At 38.5% G+C, this 26,147-nt stretch carries 27 protein-coding genes and 1 riboswitch; of the genes, 21 read left to right on the top strand and 6 right to left on the bottom strand.

Annotated elements, in window-relative coordinates; all coding sequences use genetic code 11:
* Window positions 1-48 precede the first annotated feature (48 nt).
* The 10 genes from RZN25_09800 (at window position 49) to RZN25_09845 (ending at window position 11,017) form a co-directional block, all read left to right on the top strand.
* Window positions 49-483: a hypothetical protein gene (locus RZN25_09800; protein ID MEQ6377113.1), complete on the top strand. Its 435-nt coding sequence runs from the start codon at window positions 49-51 to the stop codon at window positions 481-483.
* A gap of 10 nt (window positions 484-493) precedes the next feature.
* Window positions 494-835 (top strand): hypothetical protein, encoded by a 342-nt coding sequence (locus tag RZN25_09805; protein ID MEQ6377114.1) that lies wholly within the window; start codon window positions 494-496, stop codon window positions 833-835.
* Entirely contained in the window at window positions 828-1,061 is a 234-nt protein-coding gene (locus tag RZN25_09810) for a hypothetical protein (protein MEQ6377115.1), read from the top strand. The genes RZN25_09805 and RZN25_09810 overlap by 8 nt, the downstream gene beginning before the upstream one ends.
* Before the next feature lie 1,891 nt (window positions 1,062-2,952).
* The gene (locus RZN25_09815) at window positions 2,953-4,344 is read left to right on the top strand and encodes a bifunctional UDP-sugar hydrolase/5'-nucleotidase (protein ID MEQ6377116.1); all 1,392 of its coding nucleotides are present in this window, start codon (window positions 2,953-2,955) and stop codon (window positions 4,342-4,344) included.
* A gap of 58 nt (window positions 4,345-4,402) precedes the next feature.
* A complete protein-coding gene (locus RZN25_09820) occupies window positions 4,403-4,720 on the top strand; it encodes a DUF1805 domain-containing protein (GenBank protein MEQ6377117.1) in 318 nt (105 codons plus the stop codon).
* Between the two features lie 168 nt (window positions 4,721-4,888).
* Window positions 4,889-5,998 carry an HD-GYP domain-containing protein gene (locus RZN25_09825; GenBank protein ID MEQ6377118.1) on the top strand — a complete coding sequence of 370 codons (1,110 nt, stop codon included), beginning with the start codon at window positions 4,889-4,891 and terminating at the stop codon, window positions 5,996-5,998.
* Window positions 5,999-6,059: 61 nt separating this feature from the next.
* Entirely contained in the window at window positions 6,060-6,851 is a 792-nt protein-coding gene (yunB, locus tag RZN25_09830; protein ID MEQ6377119.1) for a sporulation protein YunB, read from the top strand.
* 56 nt (window positions 6,852-6,907) lie between these two features.
* Window positions 6,908-7,095: riboswitch (Lysine riboswitch) on the top strand.
* A gap of 140 nt (window positions 7,096-7,235) precedes the next feature.
* Window positions 7,236-8,792, top strand: a complete 1,557-nt coding sequence (locus tag RZN25_09835) for a Na+/H+ antiporter NhaC family protein (GenBank protein MEQ6377120.1) — start codon at window positions 7,236-7,238, stop codon at window positions 8,790-8,792.
* A 570-nt stretch (window positions 8,793-9,362) separates the two neighbouring features.
* Window positions 9,363-10,913 (top strand): sodium-dependent transporter, encoded by a 1,551-nt coding sequence (locus RZN25_09840; GenBank protein ID MEQ6377121.1) that lies wholly within the window; start codon window positions 9,363-9,365, stop codon window positions 10,911-10,913.
* A complete protein-coding gene (locus RZN25_09845; protein ID MEQ6377122.1) occupies window positions 10,913-11,017 on the top strand; it encodes a methionine/alanine import family NSS transporter small subunit in 105 nt (34 codons plus the stop codon). The genes RZN25_09840 and RZN25_09845 overlap by 1 nt, the downstream gene beginning before the upstream one ends.
* Window positions 11,018-11,136: 119 nt before the next feature.
* Here RZN25_09845 and RZN25_09850 read toward each other — a convergent pair whose 3' ends face one another.
* Together RZN25_09850 and RZN25_09855 are read right to left on the bottom strand one after the other, a co-directional pair.
* Window positions 11,137-12,108 (bottom strand): M23 family metallopeptidase, encoded by a 972-nt coding sequence (locus RZN25_09850; GenBank protein MEQ6377123.1) that lies wholly within the window; start codon window positions 12,106-12,108, stop codon window positions 11,137-11,139.
* A 128-nt stretch (window positions 12,109-12,236) separates the two neighbouring features.
* Entirely contained in the window at window positions 12,237-12,896 is a 660-nt protein-coding gene (locus RZN25_09855) for a YhcN/YlaJ family sporulation lipoprotein (GenBank protein MEQ6377124.1), read from the bottom strand.
* Window positions 12,897-13,046: 150 nt separating this feature from the next.
* Between RZN25_09855 and RZN25_09860 the strand changes: the two genes are divergently transcribed.
* The gene (locus RZN25_09860; protein MEQ6377125.1) at window positions 13,047-13,349 is read left to right on the top strand and encodes a YutD family protein; all 303 of its coding nucleotides are present in this window, start codon (window positions 13,047-13,049) and stop codon (window positions 13,347-13,349) included.
* 435 nt (window positions 13,350-13,784) lie between these two features.
* Here the strand turns inward: RZN25_09860 and RZN25_09865 are convergent, their stop codons facing one another.
* Window positions 13,785-14,054: a DUF3055 domain-containing protein gene (locus RZN25_09865; protein MEQ6377126.1), complete on the bottom strand. Its 270-nt coding sequence runs from the start codon at window positions 14,052-14,054 to the stop codon at window positions 13,785-13,787.
* A gap of 111 nt (window positions 14,055-14,165) precedes the next feature.
* On the opposite strand from RZN25_09865, the gene RZN25_09870 reads away from it, so the two are divergent.
* The 3 genes from RZN25_09870 to RZN25_09880 all read left to right on the top strand — a co-directional run bounded on the left by RZN25_09870 (window position 14,166) and on the right by RZN25_09880 (window position 16,191).
* Window positions 14,166-14,615, top strand: coding sequence for a DUF86 domain-containing protein (locus RZN25_09870; GenBank protein ID MEQ6377127.1), 450 nt, complete (start codon window positions 14,166-14,168; stop codon window positions 14,613-14,615).
* An 80-nt stretch (window positions 14,616-14,695) separates the two neighbouring features.
* Complete coding sequence (locus RZN25_09875; GenBank protein ID MEQ6377128.1) at window positions 14,696-15,328, top strand: HTH domain-containing protein; 633 nt, start codon at window positions 14,696-14,698, stop codon at window positions 15,326-15,328.
* A 98-nt stretch (window positions 15,329-15,426) separates the two neighbouring features.
* Entirely contained in the window at window positions 15,427-16,191 is a 765-nt protein-coding gene (locus tag RZN25_09880) for a TIGR01457 family HAD-type hydrolase (GenBank protein MEQ6377129.1), read from the top strand.
* Window positions 16,192-16,620: 429 nt separating this feature from the next.
* Here RZN25_09880 and RZN25_09885 read toward each other — a convergent pair whose 3' ends face one another.
* Both RZN25_09885 and RZN25_09890 read right to left on the bottom strand, forming a co-directional pair.
* Window positions 16,621-18,171, bottom strand: coding sequence for a hypothetical protein (locus RZN25_09885; GenBank protein ID MEQ6377130.1), 1,551 nt, complete (start codon window positions 18,169-18,171; stop codon window positions 16,621-16,623).
* Window positions 18,172-18,278: 107 nt separating this feature from the next.
* Complete coding sequence (locus RZN25_09890) at window positions 18,279-18,773, bottom strand: phosphatidylglycerophosphatase A (GenBank protein ID MEQ6377131.1); 495 nt, start codon at window positions 18,771-18,773, stop codon at window positions 18,279-18,281.
* Between the two features lie 161 nt (window positions 18,774-18,934).
* Here RZN25_09890 and RZN25_09895 point away from each other — a divergent pair, with 161 nt between their 5' ends.
* From RZN25_09895 to thrB, 5 genes are all read left to right on the top strand, one after another.
* Window positions 18,935-19,906: a hypothetical protein gene (locus tag RZN25_09895; protein MEQ6377132.1), complete on the top strand. Its 972-nt coding sequence runs from the start codon at window positions 18,935-18,937 to the stop codon at window positions 19,904-19,906.
* 54 nt (window positions 19,907-19,960) lie between these two features.
* The gene (locus RZN25_09900) at window positions 19,961-20,929 is read left to right on the top strand and encodes a D-glycerate dehydrogenase (GenBank protein ID MEQ6377133.1); all 969 of its coding nucleotides are present in this window, start codon (window positions 19,961-19,963) and stop codon (window positions 20,927-20,929) included.
* Between the two features lie 228 nt (window positions 20,930-21,157).
* Window positions 21,158-22,453 (top strand): homoserine dehydrogenase, encoded by a 1,296-nt coding sequence (locus RZN25_09905; GenBank protein ID MEQ6377134.1) that lies wholly within the window; start codon window positions 21,158-21,160, stop codon window positions 22,451-22,453.
* Window positions 22,454-22,457: 4 nt separating this feature from the next.
* Window positions 22,458-23,522, top strand: coding sequence for a threonine synthase (gene thrC / locus RZN25_09910; protein MEQ6377135.1), 1,065 nt, complete (start codon window positions 22,458-22,460; stop codon window positions 23,520-23,522).
* On the top strand, window positions 23,519-24,415 hold the full coding sequence (gene thrB / locus RZN25_09915; protein MEQ6377136.1) for a homoserine kinase: 897 nt from the start codon (window positions 23,519-23,521) through the stop codon (window positions 24,413-24,415). Before thrC ends, thrB begins: the two co-directional genes overlap by 4 nt.
* A 584-nt stretch (window positions 24,416-24,999) precedes the next feature.
* On the opposite strand, the gene RZN25_09920 is transcribed toward thrB, so the two are convergent.
* Complete coding sequence (locus RZN25_09920) at window positions 25,000-25,221, bottom strand: NifU family protein (GenBank protein ID MEQ6377137.1); 222 nt, start codon at window positions 25,219-25,221, stop codon at window positions 25,000-25,002.
* A gap of 186 nt (window positions 25,222-25,407) precedes the next feature.
* Here RZN25_09920 and RZN25_09925 point away from each other — a divergent pair, with 186 nt between their 5' ends.
* The gene (locus RZN25_09925) at window positions 25,408-25,728 is read left to right on the top strand and encodes a YuzD family protein (protein MEQ6377138.1); all 321 of its coding nucleotides are present in this window, start codon (window positions 25,408-25,410) and stop codon (window positions 25,726-25,728) included.
* 70 nt (window positions 25,729-25,798) lie between these two features.
* Window positions 25,799-26,035: a YuzB family protein gene (locus tag RZN25_09930; GenBank protein ID MEQ6377139.1), complete on the top strand. Its 237-nt coding sequence runs from the start codon at window positions 25,799-25,801 to the stop codon at window positions 26,033-26,035.
* Window positions 26,036-26,147 lie beyond the last annotated feature (112 nt).

Raw genomic sequence — 26,147 nt, forward strand, 5'->3', positions numbered from 1 at the left:
AGCTTTTTTTACTTTTCACTTAAATTTGTAAGAAGGGAGAGATGTAAAGTGAGAGAGTCAACTTTATTTGAGAGACCAACTGTAGCTGTTAAACCTAAAATTTATACGCAAAAAACTCCAACAAAAAAAACTCGTAAAACTCGATCAGATAAAAAGCATGACATTAAGCTTAAACTTTCCAAAGAAGATAAGCAGCTGCTCAAATTAAAAGCTATGGATCATCATATGAGTATCACAGCTTTTGCTTCGCAGGTAGTAAAACAGGAGCTTATTCGCGAGCAAGATTCAGAAGACAAGGAATACCCGAAGGATGGATCCTTCGTCCATGTAGTTTTGGAAAATGGTTTTTTTGAGATGGTAAAGACCTTATCTACAGAATGGGATTTGTCATATAGAAAGACGACCCATCGAGTTGTTAAGCATTATATTGATCGTCAGCTTGGTCCAAAAATAAAGGACTGGAGGGAAACAAATGCAATTTAGTTAGGTGAATGTGATTGAGGAAGAAGAGTGGATATTAGCCAATCGTAGGGAATCAGAATCAATGAAGTTAGTTGGGAGACTATTTTACAGAATGCTTTACCCTCGTAATCCTATGCATACTTTCTCTTTTTACGTCCCAAAGTACCTTTATTTAAGAGGTGTCTCATTTGCTGAAGATATAGCTTATGAAACTGAAAAGGATTTTGACATAGGAAATTTAACTTCTTTATTATATAAAGACTTTTTGGAGTATGTGAAAAGAACGAATAATATCCATAGTGTATTTACAAGACTCAAAGCTGGGGATTTAAGTCCAACATCAATCAAGCCGTATCAATCTGAGGATGTATAATGGAGTTCTTTTTGAAGAATTAAGAGGTTATGAGGAGATAAGGACCAGGATTGAACATAAAGATGCGCTAAGAGGAGAGTTTCTCCTTCGAGATATGTTAGGAATTTATCAGGACCACAGTATTACTCTTGAGAATATCCTAGAAATAGTCTATTGTGACTTTATCGATGATTATAGAAAAGGATTGATCAAAAGACCAATCCAAAAGGTTATTCAATATTTGTAATTTGTGCCGACACAGATTGGAAAGGTTTAAAAATCTATGAAACTATAAATCTTAAAAACGTTGATTTATCGCCATTTGTATAATTGTTTATAAACGTTTAAACCCCGTCATTAATCAAGTTCGAAATGGAAGGTTCTATCGGTTAATCTTTTATATTGAAAAGGAGTTGCACCTGTCTGGGGGCAGCTCTTTTTTTAGTATCAGAATTAATCCTGTATGGTTAAAACGCGATACCGTTGGTCTGTGATAATCGGCCCACCGAAAACATTTGTCGCAACACCGAACTGACTCGCATCCTGTGGGCCTCACCTCCTTACGTCGCTGGTCAAGGACCCTTGCACTTTTTTTATTGAGATGATGTGCGGTTTGGATAAAATAGGGATAGACGCGCCGCCAAGCAAAATAGACGCGCAAATCCCGCAAAGTGACGCGCGCCGCCCTGAATTTGACGCACGGAATAGGGATAGACGCGCCGCCAAGCAAAATAGACGCGCAAATCCCGCAAAGTGACGCGCGCCGCCCCGAATTCGACGCACGGAATAGGAATAGACGCGCCGCCAAGCAAAATAGACGCGCAAATCCAGCAAAGTGACGCGCGCCGCCCCGAATTTGACGCACGGAATAGGGATAGACGCGCCGCCAAGCAAAATAGACGCGCAAATCCCGCAAAGTGACGCGCGCCGCCCCGAATTCGACGCACGGAATAGGAATAGACGCGCCGCCAAGCAAAATAGACGCGCAAATCCAGCAAAGTGACGCGCGCCGCCCCGAATTTGACGCACGGAATAGGGATAGACGCGCCGCCAAGCAAAATAGACGCGCAAATCCCGCAAAGTGACGCGCGCCGCCCCGAATTCGACGCACGGAATAGGAATAGACGCGCCGCCAAGCAAAATAGACGCGCAAATCCAGCAAAGTGACGCGCGCCGCCCCGAATTTGACGCACGGAATAGGGATAGACGCGCCGCCAAGCAAAATAGACGCGCAAATCCCGCAAAGTGACGCGCGCCGCCCCGAATTCGACGCACGGAATAGGGATAGACGCGCCGCCAAGCAAAATAGACGCGCAAATCCCGCAAAGTGACGCGCGCCGCCCCGAATTCGACGCACGGAATAGGGATAGACGCGCCGCCAAGCAAAATAGACGCGCAAATCCCGCAAAGTGACGCGCGCCGCCCCGAATTCGACGCACGGAATAGGGATAGACGCGCCGCCAAGCAAAATAGACGCGCAAATCCCGCAAAGTGACGCGCGCCGCCCCGAATTCGACGCACGGAATAGGGATAGACGCGCCATCAAGTAAGATAGACGCGCAAATCCCGCAAAGTGACGCGCGCCGCCCCGAATTCGACGCACGGAATAGGGATAGACGCGCCGCCAAGCAAAATAGACGCGCAAATCCCGCAAATAGACGCACCGCCCCAAATTTGACGCACGGAATAGGGATAGACGCGCCGCCAAGCAAAATAGACGCGCAAATCCCGCAAAGTGACGCGCGCCGCCCTGAATTCGACGCACGGAATAGGGATAGACGCGCCGCAAGCTAGATAGACGCGCAAATCCCGCAAAGTGACGCGCACCGCCCCAAATTCGACGCACGGAATTCGGATAGACGCGCCACCAAGCAAAATAGACGCGCAAATCCAGCAAAGTGACGCGCGCCGCCCCAAATTCGACGCACGGAATTCGGATAGACGCGCCACCAAGCAAAATAGACGCGCAAATCCCGCAAATAGACGCGCGCCGCCCCGAATTCACATCAAGAAGACTCTCCGGAATAGCGGTAACGTCCTCAATTCTTGCATGTAAACGATTAATGTAGAATACTTATCTATAAGAGTTATGAACAATCCATGATAAAATAAAGATAGATCATGAATATTTGGAGTGGATGGTTGTGGAGAAAATTTCAATTTTTTATACGAACGATTTACATAGTCATTTTGAAAATTGGCCTTCTATCATCGGACGATGGAAAAGGGAATATAAGAGGCCACTTCAACCGAATGAAACGCGATTTTTGTTGGATGTGGGAGATCATATGGATAGATTTCACCCCATCTCTGAGGAAAGCTTAGGAAAAAGTAACGTACAGATACTAAATAAAGCTAATTATAATTGTGTGACGATCGGAAATAACGAGGGGATTACATTAGAGGGGAGAGATTTTTATCATCTTTATGATGAGGCGCAATTTGATGTTGTGTGTGCAAATATCTCGTCACAGACTGAACCGCAGCCTTCATGGTTAACCCCTTATCAAATTTATAATACACAGCTTGGAACAAAGATTGGAATTATTGGTCTAACAGCTCCATTTACGCCTTTCTATCATCCAAATGGTTGGGATGTTTTTCAACCATTAGAGATACTGGAAAAGTACATTCCTATCCTTAAGAAAAAGGCTGATATCATTATCCTTCTCTCGCATCTAGGAATCAATGAAGATGAAGAAATTGCACGCCAGTTTCCGGAAATCAACCTGATTATTGGTGGGCATACACATCATCTTCTGAAAAAGGGAAAGAAAGTTGGAAATACTCTTTTAACTGCAGCTGGTAAATTCGGTTTATATACCGGTGAAGCCTATCTTACATGGAATCCAGAAACTCAATTGGTAGAAAAGGCTGAAGCTTATGCAACTTCAATTGAAACGGAGGAAAAGGATGAACTAACGGAACAAATGCTAAAAAAATTGAGTGAACAGGCAGTATCTGAACTTAATCATCCTTTCATGAATTTAAAAAAAGATTTACAAGTTAACTGGTTTGAAGAAAATGAACTTATTATGCTTTTAACAGAGGTTATGAAAAAATGGACAGATTCGGATGTGGCTATGTTAAATGGCGGAGTCCTTTTAGAGGGCCTTCCATCTGGTCCTGTTTCTAAATTCGATCTACTACGAATATGTCCACATCCAATCAATCCTTGTAAAATCAATGTTACTGGAGAAGAGTTAAAGGAGATTGTTCGAGTCGCTTTTACGAAGGAAATTCAGAATTTCGAATTAAAAGGTTTTGGTTTCCGTGGGAAGGTTATTGGTCGGATGATGTTTTCTGGAATAGATGTTCAAACTAGCATAGACTCAGACGGAGAAGAAAGGGTTAAACATATACAATATAGAGGGGCACCTGTTGATCCAAATCAAAGACTTTCCCTTTGTGTACCGGACACTTTTACTTTTGGTTACTTCTTTCCAGAGATTGTTCGAGCACCAGATAAACAATATTTTTTACCAGAGATGTTGCGCGACCTATTAAAAATTGCATTGTTAAATGAGTAATGTGACTAGCACATTTCTCTCCTATACCCATATAGTAAAAGAGGAGGGAGATGATGCTATGATACAGCTTGAACCAATCATAATTAATGGGCACATGTTTAAAGGTGTATCTGTAAAACTACCTAAAACCAATTTATTAACAATTTCAAATGAAAATGGATATATAATGTGTGGTGCGCTTGATGTGGATTTATTAAATGAGAAATTACTAGATCGAAAAATAGTAGGAGCTAGAGCGATTGGGGTAAGAAGTCTCGAAGATCTCTTAGAAGCACCTTTAAATAAAGTTACTGTAGAAGCGAAAAGAAAATACGGTTGGGAACCAGGGATGATTGGAAGAGAAGCATTGCTACGTTTAGTGGATGAAAGTAATTAGGGAGAAATATGCGTTAAATTATCATTTTATGGAAGAACCTGTTGGGGATTACCCTAAAATCAGGTTCTTTTTTGCTATTCATGAAAAAAATGAGTTTTTTTGTAAAATATTTCGTTATAATAGAAGTAAAACAATGTCTATTAAACCAATTATGTTAGGGGATATAGAATGAGGCTATTTAGAATTGAGTCATTGAAAGTAGGTGACAAGCTAAGTCGACCAATTTATAATGTTAATGGTCGTGTACTAATTCGTCAAGGAGTGGCACTTACTGCGAAAATGATAGAGCGGTTGATGGAGATGAAAATTTCATATATTTATGTAGAAGACCCAGATACCGATGATATTCAGCATCATTATCCAATCTCAGAAGAAGTAAGACAAAATGCAATGACCTCAATCAAGGAATCTCTTGGACAGATTAGAGATAATGGAAATTTGTCAAAATCCTATATCTTTGAAAAAACAGAGAAGAAAATGATGGAAGTGGTTCGCAGCATTTTAACAGAATTTAATAGTAATAAACAAGTTATCTCTTTGTTATCGGATGTCTATACATATGATGATTATATTTACACTCATTCCTTAAATGTAACGATATACTCTATAGCATTAGGAACTGAATTGAATTATAACGCAAAGCAATTAGAACAAATTGGATTTGGTGCTATCTTACATGATGTAGGTAAAATGCTGGTCCCTAAAGAAATTCTTTTAAAAAAGGAAAGACTTACGGATGAAGAATTTTCCATAATCAAAAAGCACTCAGAGGACGGCTTTGAGGTGTTACGTAAGGCAGCAAATATCCCTCTAGTTGCTGCACATTGTGCCTATCAGCATCACGAGAGGATAAATGGTTCAGGTTATCCAAGAGGGATTAAAGGGGACGCTATTCATCCTTATGCTAAAATTATAGGGATAGCAGACGTCTTTGATGCCGTCACTAGTGATCGAGTCTACAGGGGAGCAATGCTGCCTCATGAAGCGTTAGAAATCCTTTATGCAGGTTCAGGTACATTATTTGATCAAGAGATGGTGGAATCCTTTAGAAGAAGTGTGGCAGTCTATCCTAATGGACTTGGAGTTGCTTTAAGTGATGGTAGTCAAGGCGTTATTGCACGGCAGAATCCTCACTTGTGCGATCGTCCTATAGTTAGAGTGTTGGAGAAAGATGGTAAACGCTTATCGCAACATTATGAGATTGATCTCTCGAAAGAATTAAATATAATTATTAAAGATTGCGATACAACCATCCCAGCAAAAGCAGTAAAAATTTAATTTTAAAATAGGAAAACCCCCTTCCCTTTTTGCATATGCATTTAATGGAGGGGGTATTTATGTGAGAAAGTACCGTCGATTTAAAACAAAGGGTGGACCACCTTCTTTTGGACAGGTGTTTGTCATTACCGCTCTTTTTTTTATAATCACAACAGGGGTCAGCTTATGGGTTATAAATGAAGGAATTGAACCAACCTTAATGAGCATTGCAAAAACAAAAACAGAGCAATATGCTAAGGAAGCAATTAATGAGGCAGTTAGTAAAAAAATAGCTGATGAATTACAACCACAAGAGGTTGTGATCATAGAAAAGAATTCCGAAGGTGAACCTGTATTTGTAAGGTGGAACTCAGTCATTATCAATGAAGTTTTACGGGCAACTACAAATCGGGTTCAAAATTACTTGCATCGTCTTGAACAGGGAGAGGCTGATCCATCAAGTAATTCTCTGGATATCGATGATGATAGTTTGGAGGGAAATAGTCAAAAAAGAGATCCGACAATAACCAGGATTCCTATTGGTCAGGCAACAAATAATAGTATACTTGCAAACCTCGGGCCTAGAGTTCCGGTTACTTTTAAAGTTATTGGTTCCGTGCAGTCAGATGTTGTTAGGAAAATGGAAGCAAAGGCAATAAACTCTGTTTTCTATGATTTATCCATTAGTTTAGCAGTTACCGTCCAAATCGTCATTCCTTTTGCCACAGATGAAACTGTAGTTACAACAGACATCCCTATTGATTCTGGGTTTATCCCAATGGACGTTCCCTATTACTATAATGGCGGAAGTGAAGGGAACAATCCTGATGTAACGTTACCTTTTGATAATTCACTTGAAGGAGATTTGCCATGATTGTCGAAATGTGTTAAAATACCTTTGATTTTATATCTGAATAAACCTTATCTATTCGATGAGGTAGAGGCGCGAATCACATAAGTATGAAGTGGGAGAATGACAACTATGATCACTTCAGAAAGGGTTGATTTGCCGAAGTATAAAAGAGGGTCAACGTCTTTTATATTGGTGTCATCTTTAAGAAGGAGGACACTGTCACGAAGTAATTACTATTTTTATTTCGTGGAGCGCTACTGATCGTGATGGAGATAACCGGATCATACTTACTAAAGGGGGATGATAGTTATTTTCTATCATTGCCTTTTTTGCGTTCATAAGCTCCTTGAGTAAAAGGCCTCTCCTCTAAGAATAAGCGGTTATAAAAAAATTGGAGGGGTAAACATGGAAGGAACAATTTTTTCACTAGTGCCACCGCTCGTTATGATTATCCTCGTCCTTTCGACAAGAAAAGTTCTTTTGTCACTTGGAACGGGAATTGTAGTAGGCGCATTTTTTATTCACGATTTTTCTCCAGTCCAATCATTACAAGAAATTTGGACGACCTTTTACACACTATTCTGGTCTGCAGAGGATGGTTTGAATAGTGGTACATGGTATTTGTTTGCGTTTCTAATATTCTTAGGAATGACAACGGCCCTTATCAGTGCGACCGGTGGAAATCAAGCCTTTGGTAAATGGGCGGTTTCTCATGTGAAGAGCAGAACAGGTGCACAGGTTGTACCTGCAGTTCTAGGTCTCATTATTTTTATCGACGATTATTTTAATAGTTTAGCCGTTGGACAAGTCAGTCGCCCAATTACGGACCGACATAAAGTGTCTCGTGCGAAATTAGCTTACTTTATTGATTCAACTTCTGCACCAATTTGTGTCGTTTCACCGATATCAAGTTGGGGCGCAACTATTATTGGTTTAATAGGTACATCCCTTGTAACTCATGAGATAACAGAATATGGATCGTTTGAAGCGTTTATTCGAATGATTCCGATGAATCTATATGTAGTTACTGCTTTATTATTGGTATTTTTGACTGCATTCCTCAAAATGGACATTGGACCTATGAGAGCGCATGAAGAACGTGCGATTAAAACAGGAGAAGTTATTAACCCTGAACGCTCTAATATTCCTGGAAATCTTAGTGAAGATATTTTCCAACATACGAACGGAAAAATTTATCACCTGTTATTACCTATCATTATTTTAATTGTGGCTACAGTTGGTGCAATGATTTACACTGGTGTTCAAAATGCAGAGGGTGCAGTCACGTGGTTGTCTGTTTTTGAAAATACAGATGTTCTTTTCTCTTTATTTGTTGGAGGCTTAATTACCGTTATTGTTGGAGTTGTCCTATATGTATTACAAACGTCACCTAAAGCTAACCTTGGCAAAACTTTATCAGAGGGTGCGAAATCCATGTTACCTGCGATTTACATTTTGGTATTAGCATGGATGATCGGAACCATTATTGATCTAATTGGAACAGGCGAATATCTTGGACAAGTCGTTCAAGAATCAGCAATGGATGCTGCCTATTTACCTCTTGTAATTTTTATCGCCGCTGGATTTATGGCATTTGCAACGGGGACATCTTGGGGAACCTTTGGAATTATGATTCCAATTGCTGGTGATGTTGCAGCAGTTGTGGATCCATCCATTTTCTTACCAACTTTAGCAGCTGTTCTAGCTGGATCTGTATTTGGTGACCATTGCTCCCCAATATCAGATACAACCATTCTGTCTTCAACAGGAGCTGGATCCAATCATATGGATCACGTGATTACTCAACTACCATATGCTTTGATTGCTGCAGGAGCCTCAGCTACTGGTTATATTGTTTTAGGTGTAAGCGGAAGCTTTTTATTGGCTTTTGTTGTACCAGTAGTCTTAATATTGGGAATTGCGCTTGTCATTCACTCTAAAAATTCAAAAGTAGCAATATAAATATATTTTTGAGGGATGCCCTAGTTAGGGTATCCCTTTTGTTACAAGACAAGAAAAGTATAACATCTGTCTAGCTTAACGAAAAAAATTCGCTAAAGTCCATCTCGGTTTTGCCCCAACTAGTTGCAGCAAGGAAAAGCTACTAAAGCTTTTTCCCAGAAAATTCTTGTTTCAAGGGGAGACTAAAGTCTGTTGTCGCAAAACAGGAAAGATACACGGAAGTTTTTCGAAATGATATGTGCAAAATCAGGAAGAAGACGCGTGCCATAAGAAAGTAAATGAACAAATTATCAGCTAGAAAGATCAGTACGATCCAATCACTCCTCCTAATAGACTATAACCCCATATCAAAACTAAATTCATCAAGCAAAACTCACATAACTATTAAAGAACACACTCGCATTTTCCTAACTTTTCGGGGAAATTCGTTGAAATTAACAAAAAACTTCCTTTGACAAGCATAAATGTACTAGTTATAATCTAAATATTAATAAGTCAGAAAAAAATAAAAATTTTAAACATTCTCTTAATACTTCCATTAAGAGGAAAAAACAATGGGGAGGTTTAGGCATGAATGAACGTGCACAGTGGGGGACTCGTGCTGGCTTTTTACTAGCAGCTATGGGTTCTGCAATTGGTTTGGGAAACATTTGGCGTTTTCCAGCTACTGCTTATGAAAATGGAGGTGGAGCATTCTTTTTGCCATATTTATTTGCTCTTCTTACCGCGGGTATTCCGTTATTAATTATGGAATACACAATAGGACATAAGTTTAGAGGATCAGCACCAAAATCCTATGGCCGCTTGAATAAAGGCCTTGAATGGATAGGTTGGTGGCAGGTCGGGGTTTCATTCGTTATTTCTTGTTATTATCCTGTTATTATTGCATGGGCAGCAATGTATGCTTACTTTTCATTTGGAACCAAATGGGGGAATGATCCAACTGCATTTTTCGTTGGAGATTACTTAAACTTAGCAGATGCTGGAGTTTTTGGCTCAATGGTTTCAGGAGTTTTGTTGCCACTCCTCGGAGTGTGGGCAGTAGTATTTATTATTTTAGGATTAGGTATTAAGAAAGGTATTGAAATTGCCAATAAGATTTTTATTCCTGCACTTTTAGTTATATTTTTAATTATAGTAATTAAAGCTGTAACCTTACCAGGTGCCTTGGATGGATTGAATGCTTTCTTCCAACCAGATTGGTCAAGAATTACAGATGGTAAAGTATGGGTAGCAGCATATGGTCAAATCTTCTTTAGTTTATCGATTGCGTTTGCGATTATGATCACATACTCTTCTTACCTACCAAAGAAATCAGATATTACAAATAATGCTTTTATAACTGGTTTTGCAAATTCTTCATTTGAATTGTTAGCAGGTATTGGTGTTTTTGCAACCTTAGGGTTTATGGCAAGTCAAACAGATCAGGCAGTAGCAGATGTTGTAAGTGGTGGTGTTGGCCTAGCCTTTATGGTATTTCCAGAAATTATTAATCAGATGGGTTCTTGGTCTAGTGCTTTTGGAGTACTATTCTTTGGATCACTTGTTTTGGCTGGTTTATCATCTCTGGTTTCCATATCAGAAACCTATGTTGCTGGTCTTCAAGAAAAATTTAATATCTCACGTGGAGCAGCTGTTGGAAGTGGTGTAGGACTTGCTGCGATTCTATCCATGTTTTTTGCGAATCAAGGCGGACTTAACTTATTAGATACTGTAGACTATTTTATAAATAATTATGGTGTAGCTTTATCAGGTTTATTTGAAGTAGTTGCAATTGCTTGGTTTGCAAAATCATTAAAAGATTTACAAGGCCACGCAGATACTATGTCAGATATAAAACTGGGTCTATGGTGGAGAGCTTGTTTAGGAATAATTACACCAGTAGTTCTTGGATACATGATGATTCAAAATCTTAAGACTGATATTGTTGGATCAATTAATCCTGAGACAGGGGAACGAGTATTCTATGGTGGATACCCACTTGAATATTTGTTTAACTATGGATGGCTAGTTGCTATTGGGGCTATGTTTATAGGTGCATTATTAACACTTAAAAAATGGCCAAATAATGACTTGAACTATGACGTTAACAATGATCAATCTAAGGAGGTGGCTCAATAATGACAGGTTCAGCTGTGATTATGATGGTCATCGGTATGGTCATTATTTGGGGAGGATTAACTGCCTCGGTTGTTCATGCAGTAAAGAAGGCAAAGCAAACTTAATATGTGTTAGTAAAGTCTGAGGTCCTGTAATCTGGGACTTCGGGCTTTTTCTATGTAGAAAATAAATAAAAAGGTGATTCCTCTTAATTAACATTTAGTGGAATCACCTTGCTCTCCATTTATTTATCCATCCTCTCCCATTTTCTTAAGAATGGGTAAGGATCAAAGGACCATTCGGAGTATCCATTATCTTTATACATACCATAGTGAAGGTGTGGAGGAAATTTTCCGCTTGTTCCGGGAGGACCGTAACCTGTGGCACCTACTGATCCAATAACATCTCCAGGTTTGACGATTTGTCCAACCTCAACACCGTCTGCGAATCCATTTAAGTGTGCATAATAATGGTAGATATTATGAATGTCACGAATTCCAATTCTCCAACCACCAAAGCGGTTCCAACCCTTAATTTCAATAACACCATAAGTAGTTGATCGAACAGGAACTCCGTAATTAGCAAAAATATCGGTCCCTTCATGAATTCTGCGTCCACCAAATCCTCTCCCGTCTCCCCATGTACTACGATAACTGTAATTATAATTTTTAGGAAGAGGGAAGACACGGTCTTCTAAAACGATGGAGTCATTAGCTTTAAACACACGCGCATTGTAGATTATCCCTTGGACATTTAAGTCTCTTTCATAAAAGTGCCATAGGGCAATTTTGATATCATCCTTTGATCGTCCGTACTGTAAAAAATAATGACCAATAGAGGCCAAAATATCTTCATCATTTGTACGGTCAGCAAAACCATCGCCGTCACCATCTCTTCCCATACCTTCAAAAAAAGCAATTTGATACTCTTTTTGCTTATCAGTTTGAGAAGGATTTAATGGACCTGCCCATTTATCTTCTGGAATTTGTATAGAAATCACACCATCTGAGATTTTTTCTTTATAGATTTGTCGTTCATACTGATCGATGGCTGCATAATAGTACCATGGGATTTGAGTTATGGTTTCCATTTTTTTGAATAAGGCCATTCGTTTTGCAGCTTCATCTTCGTTTTCATTTGCTTGAAATGTGGTTGGTGAAATCAATAAAAAAAGAAAGAGTATAGCTAATGTAATTTTTCCTCGGAAAATAAGCATCGATTCAACTCCTTAGGGATAAGAACTATTTTTAGTGTGAGAAAAATATAGAAAAACATAAGTGAGGATTTTTGGAAATAAGACTTAAAAATAGAGGCTTACCAATCCGGTAAGCCTCATGAGGTGTCTTATTGCATTGGGGAAGTGTTGTATCTCTGTTCCATTTCTCTATTAAGTCCGTTCCCTTCCTCCCCTTGGGGAGTTGTGGTGATCATTCGACGAATCGTCTCTTCTATAACATTTTCATAATTGTTAGAACGTGTTGAAGTGCTACTTAGACGGTTTAAGTCTTGATAAGCATTGTCTCTATCCGTTACATAAACTTCATACCACCCAGGAACTACGGAGTAGGCTGTTCTTTTTGTATTTAGAAGTTGTTTTTCGCGATCTAAATTTCCATCTCCATTTGGCTCATAGGCAATTAGAACTTCTTCATCTGTAACAAGGGTTGCTACCTCGTTATAGCCATCTAAAGTAAGCAACATTCTTGTGATCATATCAGCTGCTTTTTCTCGATCAATGACCATTTCGAAATTTTGATCTTCTCGATCAATTTGTGTTACATCGTAACGTACATATCCAAATCGATCTTGAGATACATCATTTTCTCTTTGGTAATTAACTACAGAAGGATTATACCCTTCTTGAATATTGTTGTTTCCTATAAATGGATCTTCGTGTCCATTAAAGGAATCCTGCCCTTCGTCCACCATATCCTGGGCACAGCCCGTTGCCAGAATAGCGGAAGTACACAGAAAAGTGGCCAATCGTTTATACCCTTTATTCATCCGAAAAACCTCCCGCTAAATATATACTTTTCTCCTCTCTGTTTTATCATTTGTCGGAATCAATGTTTCATCCAAGGAAATTCCTACAGGAGAATGTTCACCTTTTAGGTCAAAATGTGGTAAACTAAGACAAAGCTAGAGGTGATTACAATGAGTGTAGTTCAAGTTCAAGGGAAATGTTACGAGGTCATTGAGAATTATAGAGAGGCTTTTGATGAACAGCCCTTTGTTGAGCGGTATAGTGATATTTTATCTAAGTATGACTTTATAATCGGTGACTGGGGCTATGGTCAATTAAGGCTTAAGGGATTTTTCGATGATCAAAATTCAAAAGCAACCTTTGATACTAAAATAAGCACCTTACCTGAATACCTTTATGAGTATTGTAATTTTGGATGTGCTTATTTTGTGGTCAAGCAGGTGGAATGTCCACCAGAACTAGTGGAAGAATAGTTTAAAACTAGAAAAACTGAGATTATAAGTCCTAATAGGAAAAGCCTCATTTTTTTCATGTACTATCGACCGACTTAAGTTATATTTTTGATAGTATAAAAAAAGCAACCCAGCTGGGTTGTTTTTTAACAAGATAAGAAAGCAAAATTTGTCTGGCTCCAGCGCCCTATCGACTAGAGGCGGTTCCCTCCTCTCATTCGATAAGTCAACATCGATGAAGGAGGTTCGGGTAAAAACTCGACATCCGATTACTCGGCCCACCGAAAACATTTGTCGCAACACCGAACTGACTCGCAGGATGCGAGCCCTCGTGAACCGTGTTTCCTTTATCTCAGAGGATCGTAGGCGTTGCCACATCGTGTGGCAACGCCTACGTGACCCACATCCTGTGGGCCTCACCGCCTTACGTCGATGGTCGAGGGCACTTGCGCTTTTCTAAATGACTTCTTTTAAGAAATCCCTAAGTTCATCAGCTTCAACTTCTGATAAATTATACGCATGCTCAAGGTAACCTGGTTCTTCTACGTCATCTTGACCAATAATTGCAAAACGATTTCCTTGAATATCAAGAACTATTTTTTTCCCAAAATATCTGTCAGTTGTTATTATCGCTAAATCAAATCGATTATATTCACCCACGAAGCTTACAAAACGACTATCAACAGAATTGTTTTCATCATACAAAAAGAAACGCTCTTCGCTCATTTCAATCCCCCTTACCACCGTTCTTATTTGACATATGTTTTATCATAACAAACCTTTGGATAAAGGTAAATTATGATATGATTAAACATTGAAAAGGAGATGAGAAAAAACATGTATTTCATTGATCGTGCTAAAATAGATTCTACACTAACCTATATGGATGAAATTTTAAATCAATTCAAAAGTCAACATACTTTTTCTTCTTCCATTGAAAAGTTAGGGCTTGAAAGAATTGTTCATATGTGGATTGAAGCATTTATTGATGTAGGTAACATGATGATCGATGGTTTCATTATGCGAGATCCAGGTAGTTATGAGGATATTATTGATATTCTCGTAGATGAACAAGTGCTAAAGGGACAGGATTCAGACGTTTATAAAACTGTAGTTAAGCTCCGTTCTATTCTTTTAAGGGAATACATTAGTTTAAATCATGACGAAATTTCAAGAAAGTTTTCGGAATCTGTATCTGTATTATCTACTTACTCGTCATCTGTAAGAAAGTATGTTAATGAGGAATTAGGACCTGTTCATGCTTTTAAAAATAGTGATCAAAGTTAACTTTCGAAATATTGTCATATAAATAACAACTTAATGATGGAAACTTTTTATATAATGGAAGAAAAAGGAGGGGATGAAGAGTGGGAGGAAAAACATCAACAAAGGATTTAATTCTGATCATGTTAAAAAAAGAAAAACAATTAACCGTACCTGAGATGGCAGAACGTCTTGGAATCACAGAGATGGCTGTGAGACGACACTTGCATACTTTAGAACATGATCATTTTATACGTTCCCAATTAGTACGAAAATCAATGGGTAGGCCCTCAAGTTTGTATCTTTTAGATGAAAGAGCAAAGGACGTGTTTCCCAATCATTATCAAAACTTCTCTCTCGACATCTTACGCTCCATTGAAGAAATGGATGGAAAGGAAAAAGTCCATGATTTGCTGCGCCATCGAATTCAAGAAAGTGCTCCTTTATATAAAAAATATCTAACTCAGCCGACATTGTGGGAGCGTATTCAAAAATTAGCAGAAGTTCAAGAGAATAGTGGATACATGGTTGAATTAACAGAGAATGAGCAAGAATACTCGCTCAGACAATTTAATTGCCCAGTTGAAAGAATCGCGGAGGATTACCAGAATCTGTGCAAGCTCGAGGTTGGTTTATTTCAAGAGGTTTTGGATCATAAAGAAATTAAAGCAGCTTCCTGTATTGTTCGAGGTGAGGCGTGCTGTGAATTCAAAATTAAGAAGACAGTTGAAAATTAATGCGAAATGTTTAATGATAGGAGAGGTAGAAGAAATGTCTATCTCTCTTTTCTTACGCACAAAATAAAGCAAAGACCTGATTTAAAAGGAGAATTAATATGAATCAATATAAAGGATATTTAATTGACCTAGATGGAACAATGTATCGTGGTTCAGAAAGAATAGAAGCCGCAGGAAGATTCGTAAAACGACTTCATGAACAAAGTATTCCTTATCTGTTTGTCACTAATAATTCGACAAAAAAACAAGAAGATGTAGCGAAAGTTTTGTCTCATCATAATATTATAGCTGATCCGTCTATGATTGTAACAACTAGTATGGCAACAGCTAGTTATATCCATGACCAAAAGCCGAATGCCACAGTATATGCAGTTGGAGAAGAAGGACTCTTTCATGCCCTTCGAGAAACGGGTCATATTGTAACAGACCAACCAGAAGCTGACTTTGTAGTTATTGGCCTTGATCGGGCAGTGACCTATGAGAAATTAGCTAGAGCATGTTTAGCAGTGAGGAATGGTGCAACGTTTATTTCTACAAATGGAGATGTAGCACTTCCGACTGAAAGAGGGCTTCTGCCTGGAAACGGATCGATTACATCTGTTGTGACCGTATCTACAGGACAACAGCCAATTTTTATAGGGAAGCCCGAATCTGTTATTACAGAACAGGCTCTAAAAATAATCCAACTACAGAAAGAAGAGGTTGTAATGGTTGGAGATAATTATGATACTGATATCTTGGCTGGGATTAATGCGGGGATCGATACATTGTTAGTGTTTACCGGTGTTACACAAAAAGAACATTTATCAAAATATCAAGTTCAACCCACGTATACGATTGATTCGTTGGATGATTGGAACTAACAAGAGGCTGGAGAAAGATGATAAAAAACGAACAATATTATGTTTGGTGCAAAAACAAACTTCAGATTATGCTTGCTATCCGTGGACAACTGGCGAGCAACTCCTAAGAGCTAAAGTCTTGTGGGTCTCCCCATCCCAAAGGACAGAGACTATTACTCGAATGACTTGGCACGAAGTAAAGTGAAGACCTTTTTCCAGGAGTCTGCGTATATTTTCAGAGTTCACTTGGTATATTGTTCGTTTTATTATCTCCCATGAAAATAAAACTAAATTTTCATCCTTGTTGGTAAAGCTTGCTTCATGATTGGCTGCCCGTAAATATACGATTGGTTCAAGGGCCTTTAGGTACCTTGGGTGATAACAATCTGTGGGGACGCCACTGATTGAAGCTTCCCTTTATGCTCGATAAGGAGCGAAACTATAAGCAGATTATAGTAAATATGGTCCTGCTAATGCAGAAAGGAAAAGAATGTGCACAAATATAAAGTAAAATGCTTTTACAGGGGTAGACCAATCTATTTTAGAAAGACGTAAGAAGATCCATGCTATGATTCCACTAACAAATATCCACACATAAGAGCTGCCAGGAAAGGATAGAAAGGCAGGTGCATTAGCTTCAAATCCTGGAGTAAAGACACGATCCTGTTGTAATAAAGCAGCTATCATGTATAAAGCTACGGCTACATAGGTTACCCAATGTAAATCTTGATCCAAAAAACCACGTTTAAATACCATAATCACTACAAAAAATATCATAGGGAAAAGATACCAAGTAGCAGTGAAAATCCAAATAAAGAATGATTTTGTATAGGAACTGAGGACCAACCCTAGAGCAATTGTTGCATCTTCTTTCGTCGCATGGCCTAATCTGTTCATAGCATCTTGATTAGATGATCCAGCAAGTAGGTTGTTATATCCATTCTTATATTCCATCCAGATAAGAACCTCATCATTGGCTTGGAATGGTTTAGCTGAAATTCCCAAGGTATCACTCAGCTTAACTACATCTACATTATCATTTGAAATAACTGCTTTATATATATTGAATCCTAATCCGTCTTTATCTTTAGTCACTGTATTGCCATATGCGGTAAATACAATTTCTTTTCCCTCTGTTTCATTAATTATGCTAAAGTCTTGGAATTCAAGAAATATTCCTCCCGTGACAGGATCAATCAAGGATAATTCCTTTAGTTGAGTATCTTCATCGAGATTATGTGTGTCATAATAAGCGTTGAATACATGATCCGCTTGCTTTTGTAGAACGGTTCCAACAACAATTGAAATTTTATTATTAGAGATTAAAACATCCACCTCTTTAATATTTCTTCCTGGCGGTGTTTTGACATTTTCAGTTTTTAGAAAGTTATAATTTCCATTCTTTATTTGATAAATATGAATTTCTCCATTGTTTTCTGTACGATTTATAAAAGCTAGCGTGTCTTCAGAAGGAAATAGAATTTCTCGGTGTGTAGGTATATCAGATATTACTTTCCTCACAGAATTATTCTTAAGGTTAAGCTGGTAAACGGCTTGACCTTTTGAAAGTAGAAGAACATTTTCTTTTCCAGCAGATGTTTCAATTTCATTCAGGAGCTCCTCACCTTTTTCTGTATAAAGAGTCCCTCTTTTAAGGTAATAAAGTTTGTCTTCAAGCTTGTAAATGGTATCCCATTCATCAATAGGGAGAGCTAATTTTTTTTGGTTAGCTACAGATAAATCAGCATTCACATCTATTTGATATGGGGATAGGTCAAAATAAGTATAAATTGAAAAACTACCATCTTGATGATTCTCTACCCATGGGATATTTTTAGATGTAATTTTCCCAACTGGTGTGCTTCGGCTAAAATTCTCACTCGGTTGTTCTGATATCTTGTCCAGTGTTATGAAAAAAGAAAAGGAAAAAAACAACATTAGTAATATGACGGGCAACAAAATAAATAACTTATTCTGGATCCAAGACTTTATGCGTTTCATTTAAGTGCCCCCTAAATATAATAAAACTCCATCTCATTTTATCACATATAATCTGAAAAAAGTGAAAAAACTGACCTGCAAGGAGATCAGTTTTTTCACTATGTTTGTTACTCTTCATCTACAGTTCCATGAGCAAGTCTGCTTGATGCAGCTGCAGCTATGGCACCCACTATATCATCTAAATACGTATGGCATTGGCCAGATGATTTATCATTCAGAGATTCTAAAATGCCTGGTTTCATTTTGTCGATGTATCCGTAATTTGTAAAACCGATGGAGCCATAAACATTCACTATCGATAGAGCGATTACTTCATCAACCCCATACAAGCTCTCATCGGTTTCAATGATTTCTTGTAAAGGTGCTTCGAGCATCTTCTTTTCTGCTAATCTGTCTAGTTGAATCCCAGTTAAGACAGCATTCTGCACTTCTCTTTTTGACAAGACTCGGTCTACATTTTCTATACACAGATCCATGCTAAGAGTTTCATGATATTTTGATTGTAAAAAATAAACTAATTCTCCGATATCCTTTAGTGTTACTCCTCGCTCCTCCATCCATTTCCTTGCTGTTTCTTCTAACTTACTCATCTTCTTTTCCATCCAATCACCCATTTCTAAGTTATTCATTATATTTATTTGTTTATTTTCTATGTCTATGACAAATTTTATTATTTGTTATTTATTCTTTATTAGTAATTCGTGCCATATTCTAATGTATCTATACATAAATTTAGTAGAAAAGTGTGTGGGGAGGGTTCTTGTTGAAAGATATTATAGAAGAAGGATTCGGACAAAAAGTTAAGGATGTTATTTCTATAGGGGGAAATCAGCTCTATCGGACAGAGGAAGGACTATATGCTCCCAGAGTAACTTATATGGAGGAGCAGGAATGGTATGAACGGCGTGAGGTAAGTGAGTTCTTTCAAAAGAGAGGATTATTCGCGGTAGGTCAACCTGCTTTATATGGGGAAAAACCTTTTTTGGAACATGATGGAATGAAATATATGTTTAGCTATTTCTCCTATGATGCTTTACAAAATCAGGTATCACCAGGAGAGTTTGTTGCGCGATTTCATGTAATTGGACAGGAATATCCTTATATGCCAAACTTTTTTTCGAATTACGGAAGATGGAAGGCGCTTTGGGAGCAAAAACTGGCCGTTTTTGAGCAATGGATTGCAAGAAGACAACAGCTTTCCATTACATCTACCTTTGATTCTCTACTGATGGACACATATCCATATTGGATTTCACTTGCTGAAAATTCTATCCAGTATATTGGCGAGACGGAAAAAGATCCTCGCTTTGACCAATCTGATCAAGGAACGTTTACGTTTCAACGATTTCATTTATTAAAAAATAAAGGCATGGTCTTTCCAGATGAGATTGTTTTTGACCATCCTACTAGAGATTTAGCTGAGTTTGTTCGAGGAGTATGGTTAGATGATAAAAGAAAAGGAGAGGATATCCGTCATTTTTTAAATCATTATTTTGTAAAACGTGATCTCTCTGTATTTTCTTGGAGAATGTTGTATTCGCGATTATTGTTTCCTGCTCACTTCATGGATGTCATTGTGGATGCCATGAATGATGATCCAGACGTTGAATGGTTGGGAAGGAATTATGCTCAACTGTTAAAAAAGCAGAACCATTATGAAAAAGAACTATTACGATTTTTCTCTTTTGTTAATATCCCTTATGAGAATTGGAAGATTCCAATTTTAGATTGGTAATAGGCTTTCCTATGATATGATTAGATAAAGAAGTAGTCATGGGAGGGATGCTTTTTGGGAAAGCCTTATGTTTTTATTACAAGAAAATTGCCTGATGAAGTTGTTGAGCCTTTTCTAGTGGAGTTTGAAGTAAACATGTGGCCGCATGAAGGGATTCCTGTAGACTCTGAAACTCTATATTCAGAAGTGGAAAAGGCAGACGGACTTCTGACTATGTTAACGGACCCTATTGATGAATCGCTAATCGATCGTGGAAAACGAATCAAAATCATCGCTAACATGGCAGTTGGATATGATAACATTGATGTTTCTTATGCTGAACAAAAGGGAGTTATCGTAACAAATACTCCAGATGTATTAACAGAAACAACTGCTGATTTGACATTTGCCTTATTGATGGCAACTGCGAGAAGAATTGTAGAGGCAGAACAGTTTATTCGCGAAAATAGGTGGGAAAATTGGGGCCCCTTGCTTCTAGCAGGTAAGGATATTCATCATAAAACGATAGGCATCGTGGGCATGGGGAGAATTGGACAAGAGGTTGCGAGAAGAGCAAAGGGTTTTTCAATGAACATTCTTTATCACAATCGTTCGCGAAAGCTTGAGATAGAACAAGAGTTAAGAGCACGTTATTTACCCTTTGAAGACCTTTTGCGGGAATCAGACTACGTAGTTTGTCTCACTCCTTTAACACCAGATACAAAAGGTTTGTTTGATGAAAAAGCTTTTAAACTCATGAAAAGAGATAGTGTGTTTATTAATGTTTCAAGGGGACCTACGTGTGATGAACAGGCGCTGTTCGAAGCACTTTCTTCAGGAGAAATTGGGGCTGCAGGTCTTGATGTTTTTGAAAAAGAGCCTATCTCAGCAGATCATCCTCTCCTCACTTTACCTAATGTAGTGGCTCTGCCGCATATTGGATCATCTTCTGAAGAAACACGAATAAGCATGGTGCGATTATGTCTAGAAAATATATCCCTTGTCTTAAAGGGAATGTCCCCTAAAACAAAGGTAAATCCTTAAAAAAAGCTTGCAGTTGTATTATTCATAAACTGCAAGCTTTTTTTGATGCAAATACCTAGGATATGAGACAATGAGTTAATATTAGATTATTTTTAAGAACAATGACATCAAATTCTGTAGTTTTGTCATAATCTCTTGTCACTATTCCTTAAAATCGATATAATGTCCTTTATATATATACATGTGTGCACTTAAAAAAGACAAAAGGCAGCGAAGGAGAGGGAACGAATGAGGGATGAAGAGATAAAAATAGGTCTTCTTGGTTTAGGAACAGTTGGTAGTGGAGTCGTTCATATCTTGCAAAATCATCAGGAACAGATTATGCACCAAGTAGGGTGTCCAGTCGTCCTTAAAAAAATTTTAGTTAAAGACGTTCAAAAAAAACGGGAGACCCCTTTACAAGAAAATATATTGACCGATCAGCCTAGTGATCTTCTTGAAGATTCAGAGCTCGATATATTAATTGAAGTAATGGGTGGAGTAAATGGAACCTATGAAATCTTGAAAAGAGCTGTTAAGAACGGAAAACATATTGTTACAGCCAATAAAGATTTAATGGCTGTCCATGGTTCGGAATTATTAAGATTGGCTAAAGAGAATCAGGTAGATATTTTTTATGAAGCTAGTGTAGCTGGAGGAATCCCAATCATTCGTGCTTTGGCAGAAGGCCTTGCCTCTGATCGCATCACAAAATTAATGGGAATTGTGAATGGAACAACGAATTATATTTTAACCAAAATGACCGATGAACAACGAGTGTTTGAAGATGTCTTAAAGGAAGCTCAAGATCTTGGTTATGCAGAAGCAGATCCAACGTCAGATGTAGATGGACTTGATGCGGCTAGGAAAATGACAATCCTAGCGACATTAGCCTTCTCTACTAATGTTGATCTTGATGATGTAGAAATTGAAGGTATTCGACATATTAATGAACAGGATATTAAATTCGCAGAGCAGCTTGGGTATCGTATCAAACTAATTGGTATAGCGGCTAAGGATGATGATAAGTTGGAAGTTAGTGTTCAGCCCGTTTTACTCCCCATTGATCATCCACTAGCGGGAATCAAGGATGAGTTTAATGCTGTTTATGTATATGGGGAAGCGGTGGGTGAAACGATGTTTTATGGCCCAGGGGCTGGAAAGCTACCAACTGCAACTGCTATTGTTTCTGATTTAATTGCCGTTGTTAAAAACCTGAGACTTGGGGTGACTGGAAATTCTTATATCATTCCTCAGTATAATAAACAACTAAAAAGTTTGGATGAAATCTATGCCAAGTTTTTTATTCGGCTTAAAGTTGAGGATCAACCGGGAACATTTCTAGCTCTTACAACCATCTTTACAGAAACTGGTGTTAGTTTCGATAAAATTCTCCAATTGCCAGTTCCCGATGAAAAGGCAGCTGAGGTCATTATGATTACACATACAGCTAGTAAGCGGCAAATGGAAAGTATTATGAAGAAATTAGAAAATAAAGAAGTCGTCCATCAAATTAAAAGCTGTTATCGAGTGGAGGGAGATTAATAGGATGAGCAAATGGAAAGGACTTTTAGAAGAATATAAGGATTTATTGCCAGTTGGCTCAAATACCCCAAAAATAACCTTGAATGAAGGGAATACACCTCTTATTCATTTAAATCGGCTCTCTGAAAAACTAGGGATAGAGGCTTACGCAAAGGTTGAAGGAGCGAATCCAACTGGCTCTTTTAAGGATCGCGGTATGGTTATGGCTATTGCTAAAGCCGTAGAAGAGGGCTCCAAGGCTGTTATTTGTGCATCTACTGGAAACACTTCAGCTTCAGCAGCGGCTTATGCAGCTCGTTCGGGGCTCCGCTGTATTATTGTTATTCCAGAAGGAAAAATCGCTCAAGGAAAACTTGCTCAAGCATACATGTATGGTGCAGAAGTATTTGAAATAAAGGGGAACTTTGATCAGGCTCTTCAAGTGGTTCGTCAAATTGCTGAAAACGATGCCGTTACTCTCGTGAATTCTGTGAACCCCTATCGTATTGATGGGCAACAGACTGCAGCCTTTGAAATTTGTGATGTTCTAGGGGATGCCCCAGACTATCTTTGCATACCTGTTGGAAATGCAGGTAATATTACTGCCTATTGGAAAGGATTTAAAGCTTACCATGAAAAATTCGATTACAAACTTCCACGCATGATGGGTTTTGAGGCAAGTGGATCAGCAGCAATCGTAAGAGATAAGGTGATTGAAAGCCCAGAAACGATTGCCACTGCTATTCGAATCGGAAATCCTGCGAGCTGGAAGGGTGCCGTTGATGCAAGGGACTCTTCTGGAGGAATCATTGATGAAGTGACAGACGAAGAAATTGTGGAAGCCTATCATTGGCTTGCTCAGAATGAAGGGATCTTTGCTGAACCAGCTTCTTGTGCCTCTATTGCCGGACTTATGAAATCGGTAGACGCAGGTCACATTCAAAAAGGTTCTACTGTTGTTTGTGTGCTCACTGGAAATGGCCTGAAAGATCCGGTTACGGCGATTGAAACGAATTCCTTAACTCCAAGAGTGCTATCAGGAAGCTTAGATGATATTTATGATGAAATTAAGAAAGGAATCGAGGCATGAAGATTCGAGTTCCAGGAAGCACTTCAAATTTAGGAGCTGGATTTGATTCAATCGGATTAGCCATTAATCGGTATCTTGAAATCGAAGCGAAGGAACAGGAAGAGTGGGAGTTTTTTTCAAAAGACCAAGAATTGTCTCAACTTCCTCGTGGAAAGGATAACTTAATTTATGAAGCCTTTCATTTTACTGAAAAATGGATTGGTTGTCCAGAATGGAAGAAGGGTTATCGAGTATCTGTTAAAAGTGAAGTTCCTCTTTCAAGAGGGCTAGGAAGTAGCTCTACGGCTATTGTAGCTGGAATAGAATTAGCCAATCAGGCACATCAATTGGGATTGTCACCGGAAGAAAAAGTTAAAATCGGGACTGACTATGAAGGACATCCGGATAATGTGGCACCAGCCATTTTAGGTGGAGGAGTTATTGCTTTATGGGTAGAAGGAAAACTCTTTTATGACCGATTTTTATGTCCTGGTGTCTCTTTAGTGGTATTTGTTCCTGCCTACCATGTCCCAACAAAGGAAGCTCGTGAAATTTTACCTAAAGAACTTTTACATAGTGATGCAATCCGTGGTAGTGCAGTTGCTAATCTACTTGTTGCGGGAATAAAAAATGCTGATTGGAAAATGGTTGGTGAAATGTCGGAAATGGATATATTCCACGAACCGTATCGAAAGTCTATTTTGCCAGATTTTTTAGCTATTAAATCCTTTATGAAAAAGGAAGGAGCTTTTGGTACATTTTTAAGTGGTGCAGGTCCAACGATGATCAGTTTTGTTTCTCCTCAAGTCGTTAAGGAGAACATTACTCGGTGGAAGGCATCGTTTCCTGATATATTGATTGAGGAAATGAATGTAAGTCAAACAGGAGTAGAGGTATGTAAAGAAGGGGATTAAGAAAAATACAAGCGTCCCTCGAAACAAGTAATTTTCTTGTTTCAAGGGGCAGCTCATCGACTAGAGTCGGTTCCTTCCTCTCAAATCGATAAGGATTATCAGAAAAGAAAAAAAACAAGAAAGCATCCTAAATCTAGTGTTGTGGCCACAGCAACACCGCCTGTTAGGTACATATTTCTCAAAGGCAAATAGAACGAAGCAGGATGAGGTCATGGCACAAAGGCTAGTTCAAAACAGAAATGGACTGAGAAGGGAATAGCATTTTAGAATCCCATTTCTTTAACTGTGGGAGTGTGAACTTACTAGAAAAAACAGCTGGCTAATTGCCAGCTGTTTGCTTTTCTTACAAAGATAAGAAAGTATAAAATTTGTCTAGCTCCAGCGCCCTATCGACTAGAGTCGGTTCCCTCCTCTCATTCGATAAGTCAACATCGATTCACTTCGTGAACCGTGTTTCCTATATCTCAGAGGAGATCGTAGGCTAAAACTGCTGCATCGTGTGGCAACGCCTACGTGACCCACATCCTGTGGGCCTCACCGCCTTACGTCGATGGTCAAGGGCACTTGTGCTTTTCTTATTTCCATTAGAAAACCTGCTCAACCTCTCGGATACCAGGTACTTCCTCGATGAGTGCGCGTTCAATTCCTGCTTTTAAGGTAATTGTAGAGCTTGGGCAACTTCCACATGCTCCCATTAATCTTAAGCGAACAATGCCATCTTCAACATCCACTAACTCCACGTCTCCGCCATCACGGAGTAAGAATGGACGTAACTTATTTATTACATCCTGAACCTGTGTTTGCATCATCCATCTTCCCCTTTCTTATTTCTTTATTATAATAGGTTCCTTTAAAAAAATCTATGAATCAGTATCATTTTTTAATGTTAATTGAGAACACTTTTCATTTTATCTTCTTTTTAATTTTTTGTAAAATGAAAATATAGGTATTTTCTATAAATAAAATAAATGTAATGGATGGGAGATTATAAAATGGGTATAGAAATTATCGTTTATGGGGCAGATCAACTATGTGCAAGTTGTGTGAATGCCCCAGGGTCAAAAGAAACATATGAATGGCTTCAAGCAGCGATTGCCCGCAAGTTTGGAGAAACGGGTATTACTTATAAATACGTGGATATTTATAATCCTCCTAATCAAGCTCCCTATAATCAAATGGCAAGAAGAGTAGCTGATGAAGAATTCTTCTATCCTTTAGTTTTAGTCAATGATGAAGTTGTAGGGGAAGGGAACCCTCGATTAAAAACCATTTTCAAGGAACTGGAAGATAAAGGTCTAAAACCTATCATGTAATCTGTTTAGTAACATACTAGTAAGTGTGATATGATACCTTGTAATACAGAGGGCAACAAGAGGTGAAAGAATGAACCCTATTATAGAATTTTGTAGCAATAACTTAGCTAGTGGTTCTCACAAGGCATTTGAGGAACTAGAAAAGGATTCGAATTTAGATGTCATAGAATATGGATGCTTGAGTCATTGCGGTCTTTGTTCTCGATCTCTTTTTGCACTAGTTAATGGGGATAGAGTTGTAGGAGAAACTCCAGAAGAGCTGGTTAAGAACATTTATCAATATATAGAAGATAATCCTATGTTTTAAGGCTCCCAATTTGGGAGCCTTTACACTCTAACCATATATGGATAAATAGTAGCTTCTATTGAGAGATTCCTTTCTGTTGGCCTAACTTATACGTACTAGAAGAGTATTACAA

It is taken from the genome of Bacillaceae bacterium S4-13-56 (genome assembly GCA_040191315.1).
Lineage (GTDB): Bacteria > Bacillota > Bacilli > Bacillales > JAWJLM01 > JAWJLM01.